This window comes from Streptomyces aurantiaciflavus (assembly GCF_049808595.1).
Taxonomy (GTDB): Bacteria; Actinomycetota; Actinomycetes; order Streptomycetales; family Streptomycetaceae; genus Streptomyces.
Genome location: NZ_JBNCAQ010000025.1, coordinates 60,685 through 77,380 on the forward strand (window position 1 = coordinate 60,685; position 16,696 = coordinate 77,380).

Annotated in this window: 17 protein-coding genes and 1 pseudogene; 13 read left to right on the plus strand and 5 right to left on the minus strand. The window is 73.9% G+C overall.

Annotated elements, in window-relative coordinates; genetic code table 11:
- Positions 1-126 precede the first annotated feature (126 nt).
- From ACPT94_RS27560 to ACPT94_RS27575, 4 genes are all read left to right on the plus strand, one after another.
- The gene (locus ACPT94_RS27560; protein ID WP_360330123.1) at positions 127-570 is read left to right on the plus strand and encodes an SRPBCC family protein; all 444 of its coding nucleotides are present in this window, start codon (positions 127-129) and stop codon (positions 568-570) included.
- Between the two features lie 251 nt (positions 571-821).
- A complete protein-coding gene (locus tag ACPT94_RS27565; protein WP_425247081.1) occupies positions 822-3,299 on the plus strand; it encodes an ATP-binding SpoIIE family protein phosphatase in 2,478 nt (825 codons plus the stop codon).
- 137 nt (positions 3,300-3,436) lie between these two features.
- A complete protein-coding gene (locus ACPT94_RS27570; protein ID WP_425247082.1) occupies positions 3,437-4,162 on the plus strand; it encodes a methyltransferase domain-containing protein in 726 nt (241 codons plus the stop codon).
- A gap of 106 nt (positions 4,163-4,268) precedes the next feature.
- On the plus strand, positions 4,269-4,610 hold the full coding sequence (locus ACPT94_RS27575) for a DoxX family protein (RefSeq protein WP_360330113.1): 342 nt from the start codon (positions 4,269-4,271) through the stop codon (positions 4,608-4,610).
- A 93-nt stretch (positions 4,611-4,703) separates the two neighbouring features.
- Here the strand turns inward: ACPT94_RS27575 and ACPT94_RS27580 are convergent, their stop codons facing one another.
- Entirely contained in the window at positions 4,704-5,606 is a 903-nt protein-coding gene (locus ACPT94_RS27580) for a sigma-70 family RNA polymerase sigma factor (RefSeq protein WP_425247083.1), read from the minus strand.
- Between the two features lie 215 nt (positions 5,607-5,821).
- On the opposite strand from ACPT94_RS27580, the gene ACPT94_RS27585 reads away from it, so the two are divergent.
- The 6 genes from ACPT94_RS27585 (at position 5,822) to ACPT94_RS27610 (ending at position 11,395) form a co-directional block, all read left to right on the plus strand.
- Positions 5,822-6,508: a hypothetical protein gene (locus tag ACPT94_RS27585; protein ID WP_425247084.1), complete on the plus strand. Its 687-nt coding sequence runs from the start codon at positions 5,822-5,824 to the stop codon at positions 6,506-6,508.
- A gap of 173 nt (positions 6,509-6,681) precedes the next feature.
- Entirely contained in the window at positions 6,682-7,293 is a 612-nt protein-coding gene (locus ACPT94_RS27590) for a sigma-70 family RNA polymerase sigma factor (RefSeq protein WP_425247085.1), read from the plus strand.
- Positions 7,294-7,470: 177 nt separating this feature from the next.
- Positions 7,471-8,304 carry a M55 family metallopeptidase gene (locus ACPT94_RS27595; RefSeq protein WP_425247086.1) on the plus strand — a complete coding sequence of 278 codons (834 nt, stop codon included), beginning with the start codon at positions 7,471-7,473 and terminating at the stop codon, positions 8,302-8,304.
- 8 nt (positions 8,305-8,312) lie between these two features.
- A complete protein-coding gene (locus tag ACPT94_RS27600; RefSeq protein ID WP_360330098.1) occupies positions 8,313-9,617 on the plus strand; it encodes a M20/M25/M40 family metallo-hydrolase in 1,305 nt (434 codons plus the stop codon).
- A gap of 113 nt (positions 9,618-9,730) precedes the next feature.
- On the plus strand, positions 9,731-10,654 hold the full coding sequence (locus tag ACPT94_RS27605; RefSeq protein WP_360330095.1) for a S66 peptidase family protein: 924 nt from the start codon (positions 9,731-9,733) through the stop codon (positions 10,652-10,654).
- A gap of 180 nt (positions 10,655-10,834) precedes the next feature.
- Entirely contained in the window at positions 10,835-11,395 is a 561-nt protein-coding gene (locus ACPT94_RS27610) for a GNAT family N-acetyltransferase (protein ID WP_360330093.1), read from the plus strand.
- Here the strand turns inward: ACPT94_RS27610 and ACPT94_RS27615 are convergent.
- Positions 11,358-11,714 carry a DUF6204 family protein gene (locus ACPT94_RS27615; protein WP_360330091.1) on the minus strand — a complete coding sequence of 119 codons (357 nt, stop codon included), beginning with the start codon at positions 11,712-11,714 and terminating at the stop codon, positions 11,358-11,360. The genes ACPT94_RS27610 and ACPT94_RS27615 overlap by 38 nt on opposite strands.
- Before the next feature lie 66 nt (positions 11,715-11,780).
- Between ACPT94_RS27615 and ACPT94_RS27620 the strand changes: the two are divergent.
- Positions 11,781-12,713, plus strand: a pseudogene (locus ACPT94_RS27620) (arginase family protein).
- Positions 12,714-12,725: 12 nt separating this feature from the next.
- Here ACPT94_RS27620 and ACPT94_RS27625 read toward each other — a convergent pair.
- A complete protein-coding gene (locus ACPT94_RS27625) occupies positions 12,726-13,085 on the minus strand; it encodes a VOC family protein (protein ID WP_425247087.1) in 360 nt (119 codons plus the stop codon).
- Positions 13,086-13,166: 81 nt separating this feature from the next.
- Positions 13,167-13,715, minus strand: coding sequence for a hemerythrin domain-containing protein (locus ACPT94_RS27630; protein WP_360330086.1), 549 nt, complete (start codon positions 13,713-13,715; stop codon positions 13,167-13,169).
- A 142-nt stretch (positions 13,716-13,857) separates the two neighbouring features.
- Here ACPT94_RS27630 and ACPT94_RS27635 point away from each other — a divergent pair, with 142 nt between their 5' ends.
- Both ACPT94_RS27635 and ACPT94_RS27640 read left to right on the plus strand, forming a co-directional pair.
- Complete coding sequence (locus ACPT94_RS27635) at positions 13,858-14,352, plus strand: phage holin family protein (RefSeq protein WP_425247088.1); 495 nt, start codon at positions 13,858-13,860, stop codon at positions 14,350-14,352.
- A 6-nt stretch (positions 14,353-14,358) separates the two neighbouring features.
- Positions 14,359-15,426: an SDR family oxidoreductase gene (locus ACPT94_RS27640; protein ID WP_360330081.1), complete on the plus strand. Its 1,068-nt coding sequence runs from the start codon at positions 14,359-14,361 to the stop codon at positions 15,424-15,426.
- 161 nt (positions 15,427-15,587) lie between these two features.
- On the opposite strand, the gene ACPT94_RS27645 is transcribed toward ACPT94_RS27640, so the two are convergent.
- Complete coding sequence (locus ACPT94_RS27645; RefSeq protein WP_425247089.1) at positions 15,588-16,694, minus strand: enolase C-terminal domain-like protein; 1,107 nt, start codon at positions 16,692-16,694, stop codon at positions 15,588-15,590.
- Between the last annotated feature and the right edge of the window lie 2 nt (positions 16,695-16,696).

Below are 16,696 nucleotides of genomic sequence, written 5' to 3' on the forward strand. Positions count from 1 at the left end.
CCATGATCGTGCGGCGGTTCTTTTCGATCGCCCCGCGACCGCTTGCGGAACCCCGATTTGGGCGGCCGGGCACCGGGGTGGTTGGCTTGCCCCGACCCCGAGAGACAAAGACCTGGAGGGAACCCCATGGCGCAGGTCGAAGCCACCACCGAGCGCGTCGTCGCGGCGGACCCGGAGACGGTGTTCGACACGATCGCCGACTACAGCGGCACGCGCGCGCGGCTGCTGCCCGAGCAGTTCAGCGAGTACGAGGTGCGCGAGGGCGGCGACGGCGAGGGCACCCTCGTCCACTGGAAGCTCCAGGCCACCAGCAAGCGCGTGCGCGACTGCCTCCTGGAGGTCACCGAGCCCACCGACGGCGAGCTCGTCGAGAAGGACCGCAACTCCTCGATGGTCACCGTCTGGCGCGTCACCCCGGCCGGGGAGGGCAGGTCCCGGGTCGTCGTCACCACCACCTGGACCGGCGCCGGCGGCATCGGCGGCTTCTTCGAGAAGACCTTCGCCCCCAAGGGCCTCGGCCGGATCTACGACGCGATCCTCGCCAACCTGGCCACCGAGGTCGAGAAGTAGTCCACCCGGGTCGAGGGCCTCACGGCCCTTGACCGCCCGACGCCCTCCCGCTCCCCGTCGCGGGCGGCGGCCGCACCGAGCGTGACCTGCGGCTCGGCCGCGAGGACCGACGCGGCGCCGGGCGGGCGTCGCCCGGCGCCGCCCAGGTGAAACCAATTCCAGAATTGCCGCACATCGCGAGCGGCACGCGCCGTACGGTGGGGGCCTGCGGGACAGATCTTGCGTAGCTCTGGGGAGAGAGGGCCTGGGCCATGGACCGTGGCACCGAGAGGGACACACCTCCCAGCCGCGGAGCCGGGGGCGGCGCGGCGGCCGGATCCGCCGACGCCGGGCGCGTCCCGCTCGCCGTGGTCGTGGTCGACCGCGACGGCCTCGTCTCCCACTGGAGCACCGGCGCCCGCCGGCTCTTCGGCGTCGCCAAGGACGAGGCGATCGGCCAGGCCGCCATCGACCTGTTACCCGTCTCCGGCGCCCTCCCCGAGGTGGACGACGACCTGCCGTACGGCGACCACGCGGCCTACGACGGACTGGGGCCCGGCCTGGAGACCTCCCTCGACGGCGGGCTGAGCTACCCGGCCGCCGGGCGGGCCCGGCTGACCGTGCCCGAGAGGGACCGCGTCGACGTCCTGTGGTGGGCGTACCCGCTCGTCGGGCCCGGGCGTGAGCGGCTGCTCGTGCTGGCGGCCGACGCCGAGGCCCTGCGCCGGCCCGAGCAGGACGACCGCCGGGTCGTCGAGCGCATCGCGCCCGGCTTCGCGCTGCACACCGACTTCCCCGGCGCCGAGGAACTCGCCCGCGGCCTCCCCGAGATCCTGCCCAGCATGAGTGTCGGCGAGAGCTCCCGCATCGTCGCGCAGGTCCTCGAACTCGGCTATCCCGTCCTGGAGTTCAGCCAGAACGACCGGGTGCCCGTGACCCCCGACTGGGGCGTGGCCCGGCGCGTCGAGCGCAGAGCCCGCCGCGAGCGGACCTCCCGGGCCGCCGCCGACGGCTCACCCCGGTCGGACCTCGACGACGAGGGCGAGGACCTCGAGTACGCGGCCGTCCGCGAGCGCCTGGAGTTCCTCAACGAGGTCAGCGGGAAGATCGGCACCTCCCTCGACCTCTCCCGGACCATCATCGAGGTCAGCAAGGCCGTCGTCCCCCGCTTCACCGACGTCGCCGGCACCTATCTGCGCGAACAGGTCGTCGCCGGCGAGGGCTTCCCGGAGGGAGTGCCGGACACGACGACGATGTGGCACCGGGTCGCCGTCGAGCACACCGACGAACCCGGCCGCTGGGACGACGTCGTCCCCGTCGGCGAGGCGATGCCGTTTCCGGCGCACACCCCGTTCTTCCAGTGCATGACCACCGGCGAGCCGGTCCTGGTGCCGCGCATCAGCGAGCAGCTGGGCCACGCCATCGCCTCGCAGTTCGACAAGCGCGACATCCGGCCCCTGATCACGGGCCGCTCCATGCTCGTCGTCCCGCTGAAGGCCCGTGACGTCGTCCTCGGCTTCATGATCCTGCTGCGCCACCCCGAGCGGGCCGAGTTCAACGACATGGACCGGGTCACCGGTGCCGAACTCGCCGCCCGCGCGGGCCTCGTGCTCGACAACGCGCGCATGTACACCTACCAGGAGAACGTCGCCGAGACCCTCCAGGACAGCATGCTGCCGCACATCCCGCCGCGCATGGCGGGCTGCGACATCGCCACCCGTTATCTCCCGGGTACGTTGCTGGGGCGTGTCGGCGGCGACTGGTTCGACTGCGTCAAACTGCCCGGCGCCCGCACCGCCCTCGTCGTCGGTGACGTCATGGGACACGGCCTCAACTCCGCCGCGATGATGGGCCAGTTGCGGACGGCCGTGCAGACCATGGCCGCCCTCGACCTGCCGCCCGCCCAGCTTCTGCGCAACCTCGACGACCTCGCCCAGCGCCTCGGCGACACCTACCTCGCGACCTGCCTGTACGCCGTCTACGACCCGATCGCGAGCGAGCTGCACCTCGCCAACGCGGGCCACATCCCGCCCGTGCTGGTCCGCGCCGGCGACGGCCGCAGCGAGCTGCTCGACCTGCCCACCGGCGCGCCGATCGGCGTGGGCGGGGTGCCGTTCCAGGCGGTACGCGTGCGCGTGGAGCCCGGCGACCGGCTGGTGATGTGCACCGACGGGCTGGTCGAGGTGCGCGGCGAGGACATAGGGGTGGGGCTCGCGACGCTGTGCGAGTCCGCCGCCCACCCGGCCGCCTCCATGGACGACGCCTGCGACACCATCATCCGCGCACTCGCCGCGACGTTCTCGGAAGCGGGCCGCGGCGGCCGCAAGGACGACGTGGCCCTGCTCATGGCCCGCCTGGGCGGCATCGCACCCGACGACGTCGCCGAGTGGACCTTCCCCCTCGACCCGGCCCAGGCCGGCCGCGCCCGCGCGGTGGTCCGCGAACAGCTCCACGACTGGGGCCTGCCGAAGCTCGCCGATCCCGCCGAGCTGATGGTGAGCGAGCTGGTCACCAACGCCGTACGGCACTCCCACAGCCGGCCCGTCGCGCTGCGGCTCGTCCGCGGGGACACACTGCTGTGCGAGGTGGACGACGACGACCACGAGCTGCCGACCCTGCTGAGCGCCGGGCCCGGCGACGAGTACGGGCGGGGGCTGCGCGTGGTGAGCACCCTGGCCCGCGAGTGGGGCACCAGCCGTACGGGCGGCGGCAAGTCCGTCTGGTTCGAGCTGACGCTGCCGAGGCGCTGAGCGGGACGGGGGCGGCGTACGTCTTCCGAACGGGGGGTGAAGGAACGCGCACCGCGCTTGTCCGTCCCACCCGGGAGCGATACACCGTACTGGCCCGTTACTAAAGGCGGATCGGCGTCGCACCAGGGGAGTTGGGCATGAGCGTGACGAGTCGGTACCGGGAGGCCTGGGAGGCCTTCTGGCGTGAGGCCCCCGAGGAGACGGGCGCGGTGTTCTGGGACGCGGACCCCGCGGTGACCGCCGCTTTCCATCTCGCCTTCTTCGAGCCCCGACTCGTCGACCCGGGGCTGCCGTTGATCGACCTCGGCTGCGGCAACGGCACCCAGACCCGTTTCCTCGCCGACCGCTTCCCGCACGTGATCGGCGCCGACCTGGCCGCCGCGGCCCTCGACCACGCCCGGCGGGCCGACCCCGCCGGGCAGGCGACGTACCGGCTGCTGGACGCGGCCGAGAAGGGCGCGGCGGAGGTGCTGCACGCCGAGCTCGGCGATGCCAACGTCTACATGAGGGGCGTCCTGCACCAGTGCGAGCCCGACGACCGGCAGCCGATGGTGGACGGGATCGCCGCCCTCCTCGGCGACCGCGGCCGGGCCTTCCTCGTCGAGCTGTCGGAGGCCGCCCGGCCCGTCCTGACCGGCCTCGCCCAGAGCCCCGACGGACCGCCCCGGAAGCTCGCGCCGGTCTTCCGGCACGGCATCGCCCCCGGCGAGGTGGCCGACGAGGCGGTACCCGTGTATCTGGCGGCCGCCGGCCTCACCGTCCTGGCATCCGGCGAACTCCCGCTCACCACCACCGAGTACACCCCCGACGGCACCCGGATCGAGCTGCCGTCGAAGTGGATCCTGGCCGGCCGGGGGGTGTGAGCACGGTCACACCGGAAAGCAGCTCCTCTTCCCGTCACACTCGCACGGCGCGCGGTGTCAGGGAGGTGAAGGAAGCCCGCGACACCCCGATTGAGGAGCTGCTGACATGTCCACCACCTACGTCGTCGTCACCGTCCTGGGAGCCGTCCTGGCCGGGTTCTCGGCCGCCTCGGTCTTCTTCGGAGCCGAGTGGACCGTGAAGCCGCTGGCCGACTACGGCGTGCCCCGCTCGTGGTGGCCCTGGCTCGGCGTCGCCAAGGCCGCCGGCGCGGCCGGTCTGCTGGTGGGGCTGCTCGTGCCCGTGATCGGTGTGCTGGCCGCGGCCGGCCTGGTCCTGTACTTCCTCGGGGCGGTCGGCACCGTGCTGCGGGCCCGCTGGTTCTCGCACGTGCCGTTCCCGCTGATCTACGCGGCGCCGGCGGCGGCCTCGCTCGTCCTGTGGTTCTGAGGACGGCGGCTTGAAGCAGGGCGGTTCCGAGCACGGGGGGAGCGGTGGCCGGGCATCCCGGTCACCGCTCCCCCTTTTCCTCGGTCTTTTTCCTCAGTCGCCGAGGTCGCCGAGGTCGCCGAGCACCGCCACCTCGATCCGGGCCAGCCGCTCCCGGTCCGCGACGACGTCGATCCGGGTGATGCCCTCGTCCGTGACCGTGAAGAGGAGGACCAGCCGCAGCCGGCCCCGAGGCGCCATCGCGAGGCCGACCCGCCCGTCGAGCAGGGCGAGGCCGGTGAACAGGGCCCGGCCGGTCGCCGCCATCGCGCTGTGGGCGACGGGACGGGCGCCGCTGAGCGTGATCGGCTCCGGGGTCGGGACGACGAACCGGTCGGCGGTCAGGACCACGTCCGGGTGCAGCAGGGAGAGCAGCGCGTCGAAGTTCCCGCCGCGGGTGGCGGCGAGGAACGCGTCGACGACCTCGCGCTGCCGGGCCAGGTCGGCGGCGGGCGCCGGGGCTCCTCCCCTGACCCGCCGTCGGGCGCGGCTCGCGAGCTGCCGGGTCGCGGCCGGGGTGCGCTCGATCAGCGGGGCGATGGTGTCGAACGGCACCGCGAACAGGTCGTGCAGCACGAACGCCAGCCGTTCGTCCGGGCTCAGCGTGTCCAGGACGACCAGCAGGGCCACCCCGACCGAGTCGGCCTGCAGCGCCTCCTCCTCCGGATCGCCGCCCTCTCCCGCGTCCACGGCCTCCTCGCCCACCCGCGCTTCCAACGGCTCCTCACGCCGCGTCCGGCGTGAGCGCAGCATGTTCAGGCTGACCCGGCTCACCACCGTGGTCAGCCAGGCCGTGAGGTTCTCCACCTCGCCCACGTCGGCCCGGGACGCCCGAAGCCAGGTCTCCTGCACCGCGTCGTCGGCCTCGGCGAGCGAGCCGAGCAGGCGGTGGGCGACGGCCCGCAGCCGGGCCCGGTCGGCCTCGAAACGTTCCGGACGCAGGGTGGGCGTGGTCATGGCCGGGGTCCCCGTTCAGGTCGCTGTTCATTTCTTCGGCGAAGGGCGGAAGCACTCCACCTGGGAGATCAGAGCAGAAACGGATCTCCGGGACCTCGGGGATGTCCCGGACTCGGAGCGTGACGCGCGCCACATGGCCGGGATTGAGTGGGGAACCGGGCCGATTTCCGTACCCAGGGCCGAGAGGCGGAGCCAGGATGCGAGGATGAGGCGCCATGACAGCAGGGCGGTGTTCTCGCACCTTACGGGCCGCGGTGTTCGCGGCCGTGTGCGTGCTGCTCGCCGCCCTGGGCCACGTCCTGATGTCCGGCGGCGGCGTGCCCTGGTGGGCGCTGGGGGCCGGCGTGGCCGTGACCGGCGCCGCGGGCTGGTGCCTGGCCGGGCGTGAGCGCGGACTGCCGCTGATCGTGACCGTCGTGGTCGCCGCGCAGACCGTCCTGCACTCGGCGTTCTCGCTCGCGCAGTCGACGGCGACCGGGACCACGGCCGCCGGCGACACCCGCCTCATGAACATCGACACGCACCCGGGCACGGGCACGGGCAGGGGCATGGGCATGGGCTCCATGTCCATGGACGCCATGGACATGGCCTCCATGGGGCACGCCCCGCACTCCCCGACCGGCCTCGGCGCCTCGTCGTACGGCATGCTCGCCGCCCACCTGCTCGCCGCGCTGCTGTGCGGACTGTGGCTGGCGTACGGGGAGCGGGCCGCGTTCCGCATCCTGCGGGCCGTCGCCGGATGGCTGGCGGCGCCGCTGCGGCTGCTGTTCGCCCGGCCGGTCGCGCCGGAGCGCCCCCGCGTGCCCGTACGGCGCCGCGGTGCCGAGCGGGCGCCGCGGCTGCTGCTCCTCGTCCACGCGATCACTTCTCGGGGTCCGCCCGCGGAGACCGCTGTCCTCTGACGACAGCCGGTGCCCCCGAGGCCGCCCCTGTGCGCCTCGGGTCACGGCCGTACGCCGACACGGGGCGCCTCGGGCGCCGCACGATCGCCGTAGGGCCGTCTCCCGTTCACCGGACCGGCCGCGCCCTCGCGCGCCGCCGGTCCGGATCCCTGACCCGAGAAGGACACCAGGTGATGGACCCTTCCCCGACCACCGTCCGCCGCGCGTCCGCCGGACAGGCCTGCGCCGACGAGCCGGTCACCGCGCTGGCACTGGCCGCCCGCGGAGGTGACGCGGACGCCGTCGAGCGGTTCGTGCGCGCCCTGCACCGTGACGTCCTGCGCTACGTCGCCCATCTGTGCGCCGATCCGCAGGCGGTGGACGATCTCACCCAGGACACGTTCCTGCGCGCGCTCGGCAGCCTGCACCGGTTCGAGGGCCGCTCCTCCGCGCGCGCGTGGCTGCTGGCGATCGCGCGCCGGGCGGTCATGGACAGCTACCGGTACGCCGCCACCCGGCCCCGGAGCGCCCATGTGCCGGACTGGCAGCAGGCCGCCGAGCTGGCCCAGCCGCACGGTCTGCCGGGCTTCGACGACGGCGTCGTCCTGCTGGACCTGCTGGCCGCGCTGCCGCGGGACCGGCGCGAGGCGTTCGTGCTGACGCAGATCCTCGGTCTGCCGTACGACGAGGCCGCGGCGCGCGCCGACTGCCCCGTCGGCACCGTGCGCTCGCGCGTGGCCCGTGCCCGCGCCACGCTGGCCGGCCGGCTCACGGAGGCGGACGAGCAGGCCGTGCTCGCGGCCTGAACCCACGGGGGCCGTGGCCCGCGGGTCACGGCCCCCCGCCGGCCGACCGAACCCCGCGTTCGAGGCGGGACCGTCCACCGGCCGGCGCGGCCGGACGACCGGCCGGAGTCGTGGTCCGGGCGCCCGGTGGGCGGCCGTTAAGCTCAGACGATTTCCTGGAGAGGGCGAGAACCGGGCATGAAGATCCTCATCAGCGCCGACATGGAGGGCGCCACCGGCGTCACCTGGCCGGCCGACGTGCTGCCGGGGACGCCGGAGTGGGAACGGTGCCGTGCCATGTTCACCTCCGACGTCAACGCCGCCGTCCTCGGCTTCTTCGACGGCGGCGCCGACCAGGTCCTGATCAACGAGGCCCACTGGACCATGCGCAACCTGCTCCTCGAACAGCTCGACGAGCGGGCGGAGATGCTCACCGGGCGGCACAAGTCGCTGTCCATGGTGGAGGGCGTCCAGTACGGCGACGTCGACGGCATCGCCTTCGTCGGCTACCACGCCGGCGCCGGCATGGAGGGCGTCCTCGCCCACACCTACCTCGCCAACTCCGTCACCGGGGTGTGGCTGAACGACGTACGGGCGAGCGAGGGGCTGCTCAACGCCCATGTGGTCGTCGAGTACGGGGTGCCGGTGGTGCTGGTCACCGGGGACGACGTGGCCTGCGAGGACGCCCTCGGGTACGCGCCCGAGGCGCTGAAGGTGGCCGTCAAGGACCACGTCTCACGGTACGCGGCCGTCTGCCGCACGCCCGCCCGGACCGCCGCCGACATCCGGGCCGCGGCGAAGGCGGCAGCCCGCCTGGCGGTCCGTCAGGAACCCGTGGTGGGCGGGCCGTTCACCGTCGCCGTGGAGTTCGACGCCGAGCATCTGGCGATGGCCGCGACCGTCGTCCCGGGCGTGGCGCGGATCGGGGAGCGGAAGGTCGCCTACACCAGCGGCACCATGTACGAGGGCATCCGGACGTTCAAGGCGGTCACGACGATCGTCGCGTCCGCGATCGAAGAGCAGTACGGCTGAGGAGCGGCATGGCTGACGAGCAGGCGAGGGACGAGGTCGTGAGGTTCACCTCCGACCTCATCCGGATCGACACCACCAACCGGGGCGGCGGGGACTGCCGGGAGCGGCCCGCCGCCGAGTACGCGGCCGAACTGCTGGCGGGGGCGGGCCTGGAGCCGGTGCTCCTGGAGCGCACCCCGGGACGGACCAACGTCGTCGCCCGTGTCGAGGGCACCGACCCGTCCGCGGACGCGCTGCTCGTCCACGGTCACCTGGACGTCGTCCCCGCCGAGGCCGCCGACTGGAGCGTGCACCCCTTCTCCGGGGAGGTGCGCGACGGGGTGGTGTGGGGCCGGGGCGCCGTCGACATGAAGAACATGGACGCGATGATCCTCGCCGTCGTCCGCGCCTGGGCCCGCCAGGGGATCCGGCCCCGGCGGGACCTGGTGATCGCCTTCACCGCCGACGAGGAGGCCAGCGCCGAGGACGGCGCGGGCTTCCTCGCCGACGAGCATCCCCACCTCTTCGACGGCTGTACGGAGGCCGTCGGCGAGTCCGGCGCGTTCACCTTCCACGACGGCGGCGGGCGCGAGATCTACCCGATCGCGGCGGGCGAGCGCGGCACCGGCTGGCTCAAGCTGACCGCGCGCGGGCGGGCCGGGCACGGCTCCAAGGTCAACAAGGAGAACGCGGTGACCCGCCTCGCCGCCGCCATCGCGCGGATCGGCGACCACGAGTGGCCGCTGCGGCTGACGCCGACCGTACGGGCCGCGCTCACCGAACTCGCCGCCGTGTACGGCATCGAGACCGGCCTCGAGGACGTGGACGGCCTCCTGGAGAAGCTCGGCCCGGCGGCCAGGCTGGTCGAGGCGACCGTCCGCAACAGCGCCAACCCGACGATGCTGGACGCCGGTTACAAGATCAACGTGATTCCGGGCGAGGCCGTCGCGTATGTCGACGGGCGCTATCTGGCGGGCTGCGAGGAGGAGTTCCGCGCGACCCTCGACGAGCTCACCGGCCCCGAGGTGGACTGGGAGTACCAGCACCGCGAGGTCGCCCTCCAGGCGCCGGTCGACGCGCCGACGTTCGCGAAGATGCGGGCCGCCGTGGAGGAGTTCGCACCCGAGGGGTACGTGGTGCCGTACTGCATGTCCGGCGGCACGGACGCCAAGCAGTTCTCGCGGCTCGGGATCACCGGCTACGGCTTCGCGCCGCTGAAGCTGCCGGCGGACCTGGACTACCAGGCCCTCTTCCACGGCGTCGACGAACGCGTCCCCGTCGAGGCCCTCCGCTTCGGGGTCGACGTCCTCGACCGCTTCCTGCGCACCGCCTAGGCGCAGGTGCGGGCGGGCGGAGGCGACGGTGCGGGACCGGGTGGCCGGGCTGTCCCTGTACGCTCGGGTCCCGGGCCGCGCCCGCCCCGCATCCCCACCCTGGAGCTCGTGACGTGAAGGACCTCGTACGGCCCGCCCGGCTCGCCCCCGGCGCCCGGGTCGCGGTCGTCGCGCCCAGCGGACCGGTGGCCGAGGAGCGGCTCCAGGCCGGTCTCGACCTCCTGCGCGGCTGGGACCTCGACCCGGTGCCCGCACCTCATGTGCTGGACCGGCACGCCGAGTTGGGCCATCTGGCGGGCACGGACGCCGACCGGGCCGCCGACCTCCAGCGGGCCTGGTGCGACCCGGCCGTCGACGCGGTGATCTGCGCGCGGGGCGGCTACGGCGCCCAGCGCATGGTGGACCTGCTCGACTGGGACGCGATGCGGGCGGCCGGACCGAAGGTGTTCGTCGGCTTCAGCGACGCCACCACGCTCCACGAGGCGTTCGCCGTCCGCCTCGGTCTGGTCACGCTGTACGGGCCCGTCGCCGCCGGTGTCGACTTCGTCAAGAGCACCCGGGCGCAGGAGCACCTGAAGGCCACCCTGTTCGCCCCGGAGAGCGTGCGCACCCTCACCGCCTCCGGCGCCGCCCTCGCCCCGGGCCGGGCGCGGGGCGTCACCCTCGGTGGCTGCCTCACCCTGCTCTCCACCGGCCACGGCACCCCGCACACCCGGGCCGGCGCCCGCGGCGGGCTGCTCCTGCTGGAGGACGTGGGGGAGCCGCCGTACAGCGTGGACCGGGCGCTCACCCAGCTGCTGCGCACCGGCTGGCTCGACGGCGTCGCGGGTGTCGCACTCGGCTCCTGGGACCGGTGCGGGCCCTACGAGGAGCTGCGGCCCGTGTTCGCCGACCGGCTCGGTGGGCTCGGGGTGCCCGTCGTCGAGGAACTCGGCTTCGGGCACTGCGAAGGCGCGTCGACCGTGCCGTTCGGCGTGAGCGCCGAGCTGGACGCCGACGCCGGCACGCTGACCCTGGACGCGCCCGCCCTGCGGTGACGGCCGGGCCGGTCACCCGGAGGGCAGAGCCCGCCGTGCGGGGCGACCACGCCGTTGCGGACGGCACTCCGCGCCACGGGGATCATCGGCGCGCACGGGAGGAGGCGGCGCGGCCGGGACCGCTCAGGGGGCGTCCGGCTTTCCGGCACGCCGCCGCCGACCCCGTCGTACGCTGGGCGGATGCCGCACACCGCATCCCGCTACCTCGCCGAGGGCCCCCGCGTGGGCATACGGCACTTCACCTACGCGGACGGGGCCGAGTTCACCGCACGTGTGCGGGAGAGCAAGGACCTGCACCACCCCTGGCTGTTCCCGCCGGACACCGCCCAGGCGTACACCGCGTACGCGGGCCGGCTGATCGAGGACCCCACGAAGGCCGGCTTCCTCGTGTGCACCCTGGACGACGGGGCCGTCGCCGGGTTCATCAACATCAACAACATCGTCGAGGGCGGCTTCCAGTGCGGTGCGCTGGGTTATGGCGCCTTCGCGCACGCGGCCGGACGCGGACTGATGCGGGAGGGGCTCGAGCTGGTGGTGGCGTACGCGTTCGGGCCGATGCGGCTGCACCGGCTGGAGATCAACGCGCAGCCCGGCAACGCCGCCTCGATCGCCCTCGCCCGTGCTTGCGGATTCCGCCTGGAGGGCTTCTCCCCGAACATGATCTTCATCGACGGGGCCTGGCGCGACCACGAGCGGTGGGCGCTCACCGTCGAGATGCGCTCCTTGCGCCCTTCCGGTTGATCTTCATCGTGTCGAGGTCGGTGACGGTCGACCTCAGCCCGGTGAAGCCGTAGCCGAGCTCCCTCAGCGTCGACTCCGCGCGGTCCTCGGCGAGCGCGCCCGCCATCTCCTCGCCGTCCGCCGAGTCCGACACCACCGCGTACCGCATCGAGAAGTGCTTCAGCGGCGACGGCTCGTACGACAACGTGCCCTCCTCGGTGAACCGCATGCTGGTCAGGCCGTGGTCGGCCGCCTCGGCGAGCAGCCGCGCACGGGCCCCGTCGGTGAGGCCGTCCCAGGTGCCCCGGACGATGACCCGGTAGGTGTGCCGCTCACTCACGCGCGCTCCCCGCTCCCTCGTGAAATCCGTTGAACGGCCGACTCTACGTCGGCGAGGATGCCTCGCATGCGGAATTTCGTGGTGGTCGACGCTCCCTCCGACCCGGGCCTGCGCCCGCCCGCCCCCGGCACCGTGCCCGGCTGCCACAAGCTCGCCGGAGCCCTGCGGGAACAGCGGATCCTGCAGAGGCTGGGCGCCCGCGAGGGCGGGGTCGTCGTCCCGCCGCGCTACGACCGCGGGGACGGGAAGGAGGGCGACGGCGTCTTCAACGCGGCCGCCCTCGCCGGGTACACGCGCAAGCCGGCCGACCGGGATCGAGCGGCACGTGCGCGCCGGTGACTTCCTCGTCGTCCCCGGCGGGGACTGCTCGATCGGGCTCGGCGCCTCCCTCGCCCTGCGCCGCATCGGCCGCTACGGGCCGGCCGCGGATGGGGGTACCTCCCACGCCCTTCAGGCAGTGGGGGAGCGTCCCCCGACTTCCGGCATCCCGGCAATTCCGACCGGGTCGGCGCGGCGGGCGGGGAGGAGGTCGCGCTCGCCACCGGGCGCGGGCAGGAGGACCTCACCGACCTGGAAGGGCTGCGGCCGTATCTGCGCGACGAGGACGTGCGGTTCTTCGGCATCCGTGACGAGTTCACGGACGACCGCGCCGAACTCGTCGCCCTGAAGATGCCCGTCGTCACGGTCGGGGAGCTGCGCGAGTGGGGCCCCGAGGCACTCGCGCTGGCCACCGCCCGGGCCTTCGAGATTCCCGAACTCGACGGATTCTGGGTTCACTTGGACGCCGACGTCCTCGACCCCACCGTCATGCCGGCCGTCGACAGCCCCGACCCCGACGGCCTTTTCCCCGACGAACTCGTCGCACTCCTTCGGCCGTTGCTCGCCTCCCCGCACTGCGTCGGCCTCGACGTCACCATCTACGACCCCGATCTGGACCCGGACGGCACCGCGGGCGCGCTCCTCACCGACATCGTCGTCTGCGCCCTCGGCCGCGGCTGACGGGCGCCCGCGTCACGGCTGACGGCGGTCGGTCTGTTCGGCGTATTCGTACTCCGACCCGTCCGGATGCCGGGCGATCAGGTTGCGGCCCACCGGCGTCGGCACCGGGCCCGCGATCACGTCCGCGCCCAGCTCGGTGAGCGTCTTGTACGCCTCGTCGACGTCCGCTACGGCGATCGTCGCCGCGACCTTGCGCAGCACCTCCAGCTCGCTCTCGGGCCCGCTCATCAGCAGGAAGCAGCCGACCGCCGCCACCTGCACACCGCCGCGTCCGAACCGCAGGGCCGGGGTGCCGGCGAGGCGCTCGTAGAAGGGGACGGCGGCTTCGAGATCGTCGACGCAGACACGCAGCGTGGTACCCAGAATGTCCATGGGAGCGAGCCTAGTTGGGGCGGCAGGGGCAGAGGAGGACCCTTCACCCGATCCCCCCGGCCACCCCCGGCGCACGCCCGCTCAGCCCATCGCCTTGCGGACGGCGTCCCGCGTGCGGTCGACCACGGCCCCGACGGGACCCGCCACCGGCTCCTTCGCGGCGGTGTCGGGACCGGGATGGGGCCGGGTGGGGGCGAGGGCCTCGGCCGCCCGCACGCCGCGGGCCAGCGTTTCCAGCCTGCCGCGGTCCGCGACCCGGTCGAAGTGCGCGAACTCGTACCGCTCCTCGTTCTCGGCATGCGCCAGCACGTCCTGGCGCAGGGCCGCGAGCAGGTCGAGGAACTCGGGTGAGTCAGGATCCATGTCGTCGAGGCGGGCGAGGGCCCGCCTGGCCCGCCGCTCCTCCTCGATCCGGTCCTCGACGACGAGCTCGCCGCCGTCGATGTGCTCGCGCGCGAACGGATGGACGACCTCCTCCTCGACGGTCTCGTGCACCGCGAGGAGGCGGACGAGGTCATGGAAGGCACGCTCGCGCTCCTCGCCGCGGGCCCGCGCCACCTCGTCGAACAGCTCCCGGATCCGCGTGTGCTGCCCCTTGAGCAGCTCCACCGCGTCGGTTCGCCGGTCCATCCTCTTTCTCCCGTCCTTCTCGCCCCGTGGGCGGACTGGCCGTGGGGTCCGGTGGACTCGCCCACGCGTCCGGTGGACGAGGCGCCCGGGTACCCGCGCCCGGCCCGCGTTACGCGCCTGTCACCCCGGGTACCCGGCCGCCATGGACCGCATGGATCACCTGGAGCATCTGGACAGGCATCTGGTCGACGAGCTGGCGCAGGTGGCACGCGAGACCATCCGCGAGGAGCTGCGCGAGCAGAGCCGCAAGCAGCGCCGTACGGCCATGCTGTACGCCGCGTCCGGCGCCCTCGCCCTGTACGCGGGCGCCGCCGTCGCGCTGGCCGTGGGCCTGGCGCTCGGCATCGGGCTGCCGGACTGGGCCGCCGCGCTGATCACCGCCGTGATCCTCGGCGTCCTCGCGTATGTGCTGCGCGGCGCCGCACGGCCGCACCGGCACCCCGGACACCACGAGGCCGGCTTCGCCGACGCGCACGGGCGGGTCGCCGGCGGCACGCCGCCCGCCGGGCCGCCCGGCGGCCTCGGCATGCCCTACCCGCCGATGCCGTCCACCCCTCCCGGCGCACGGGCGCCGGAGCCGGGTGAGGCCCCGCGGCCGGGCGGCATCGACCCCGAGTCGCCGCACCACCGGGCGTGATGCGTCGTGCGGGCGCCCTGGGGACCGGCGGCCGGAAAGGGCCGGGCCGTCGTGGTGACCGGGGCCAGCGGTGGCGTCGGCCGGGCCACGGCCCGTGCCTTCGCCGCGCGCGGCGACCGGGTCGCCCTCCTGGCCAGGGGACGCGAAGGCCTCGCCGCGGCGGCGGACGACGTGCAGCACGCCGGCGGTGAGGCGCTCGTCGTGAGCGTCGACATGGCCGACGCCCAGGCGGTCGAGGACGCGGCGCAGAAGGTCGCCGACGCCTTCGGCCACATCGACGTCTGGGTGAACAACGCCTTCGCCGGCGTCTTCGCGCCCTTCACGGAGATCACCCCCGACGAGTTCCGGCGGGTGACCGAAGTGACCTACCTGGGCTATGTCTTCGGCACGCGCGCGGCCCTGCGGCACATGCTGCCGCGCGATCGCGGGACGATCGTGCAGGTCGGCTCCGCGCTCGCCTACCGCGGGGTGCCGCTGCAGTCGGCGTACTGCGGCGCCAAGCACGCGATCCAGGGGTTCAACGAGTCGCTGCGCTGCGAGCTGCTGCACTCGGGCAGCCGGGTGCGGACGACGATGGTGCAACTGCCGGCCGTCAACACGCCCCAGTTCGAATGGGTGCTGAACCGGTTGTCCGGGCGGGCCCGGCCCGTGGCCCCCGTCTACCAGCCCGAGGTGGCCGCCCGGGCGATCGTGCACGCCGCCGGGCACGCGCGGCGGCGGGAGTACTGGGTGGGCGGTTCCACGGCGGCGACGCTGGTCGCCAACGCCGTGGCTCCGGGGTTCCTCGACCGCTATCTGGCCCGCAACGGCTTCGACGCGCAGCAGGAGGAGGCCTCTGCCTCCGCCTCTGCCTTTGCTTCCGGCGGGAACGGCGGTCCGGGGAACCTGTGGAGCCCCGCCGACGGGCCCCACGGACACGACTTCGGGGCACACGGGCGGTTCGACGAGGAGGCCGTCGACGGGGACCCGCAGGAGTGGGTCTCGCGCAACCGCGGACGGGTGGGCGCCGGGCTGCTGGCGGCGGGGGTCGGTGCGGCCGTGACGGCGGGGCTGCGGCGGCGGGGGCAGGGGTGAGGTGTGTGGTGGGGGGAGTACCTGACCGCCCGGGGGCCTGACCGGCACCCACGGCCCGGCACCTACGGCTGGGATACGGCTGGGACGTGGGGATACCCGGTCCACGGCTGAGGCGCAGGTCGGGTACCCGACCTGCTGACCCGACCCGCTGACAGGCCGAGCTACCCCACTCGGTACTCCGCCGCCTTCTCCCTCCTCAGCGTCAGGCCGTGTCCCGGTGCGTCGGACGGCCGGATCGTCCCACCGTGTGGATCCAGCGTCCCCTCGAACAACATCGACTCGATGCGGACGTGATCGTGGAACCACTCCACGTGGCGCAGGTTCGGCACCGCGGCGACCACGGCAGCGTGGGCGTGCGGAGCACAGTGCGCCGAGACCTCCAGACCGTGCGCCTGAGCCACGGCGGCGGCGCGCAGGAACTCCGTGACACCGCCGCACCGCGTGACGTCCACCTGGAGACAGTCCACGGCTCCGGCGGTGACCATGCGGGCGAAGTACGGCAGGTCGTAGCCGTACTCGCCCGCCGTCACGTCGCACACCAGCGCGTCCCGGACCAGGCGCAGCCCCGTCAGGTCGTCCGAGGAGACCGGCTCCTCGAACCAGGTCACGCCCTGCTCGGTCAGCGCCTGCCCGACGCGAACCGCCTGCTTGCGGGTGTAGGCGCCGTTGGCGTCGACGTACAACTCGGTCTCGGGGCCGATCACTTGGCGGGCCGCGCCCACCCGGGCCAGGTCGCGCTCGACCGAACGGCCCCGGTCCTGACCGATCTTGATCTTCACGCGGGGGATCCGCTGCTCGTGCGCCCAGCCGTGCAGCTGCGACGCCGTACGGGAGCCGTCGTACGACGTGAAGCCGCCGCTGCCGTACACCGGGACCTCCGCGCCGGCCGCGCCCAGGAGGCGGGCCAGCGGGAGGTCGAGGAGGCGGGCCTTGAGGTCCCACAGAGCGAGGTCGAGCGCCGAGATCGCGCAGGCGGCGACGCCGGGGCGGCCGGCGTTGCGGACTGCCCGGTAGAGGTCCGTGTGCAGCGCCGGGATGTCCAGCGCGTCGCGGCCCTCCACCAGGTCCGCCAGCTGGCCGTCCAGGAAGGCGGCGACCGCCGCCGGGCCGTACGTCCAGCCCGTGCCGGTCTCCCCGCCCGCCGTGACCTCGGCGATCACGACGGTCGTGGAGTCCCAGGCGAGCGTGCCGTCGGCCTCGGGTGCGTCCGTGGGGACCGTGTGGGCGGAGACGGTGGGCCGGTGAAGTTTCGTCAGCAGTGTGGTCATGA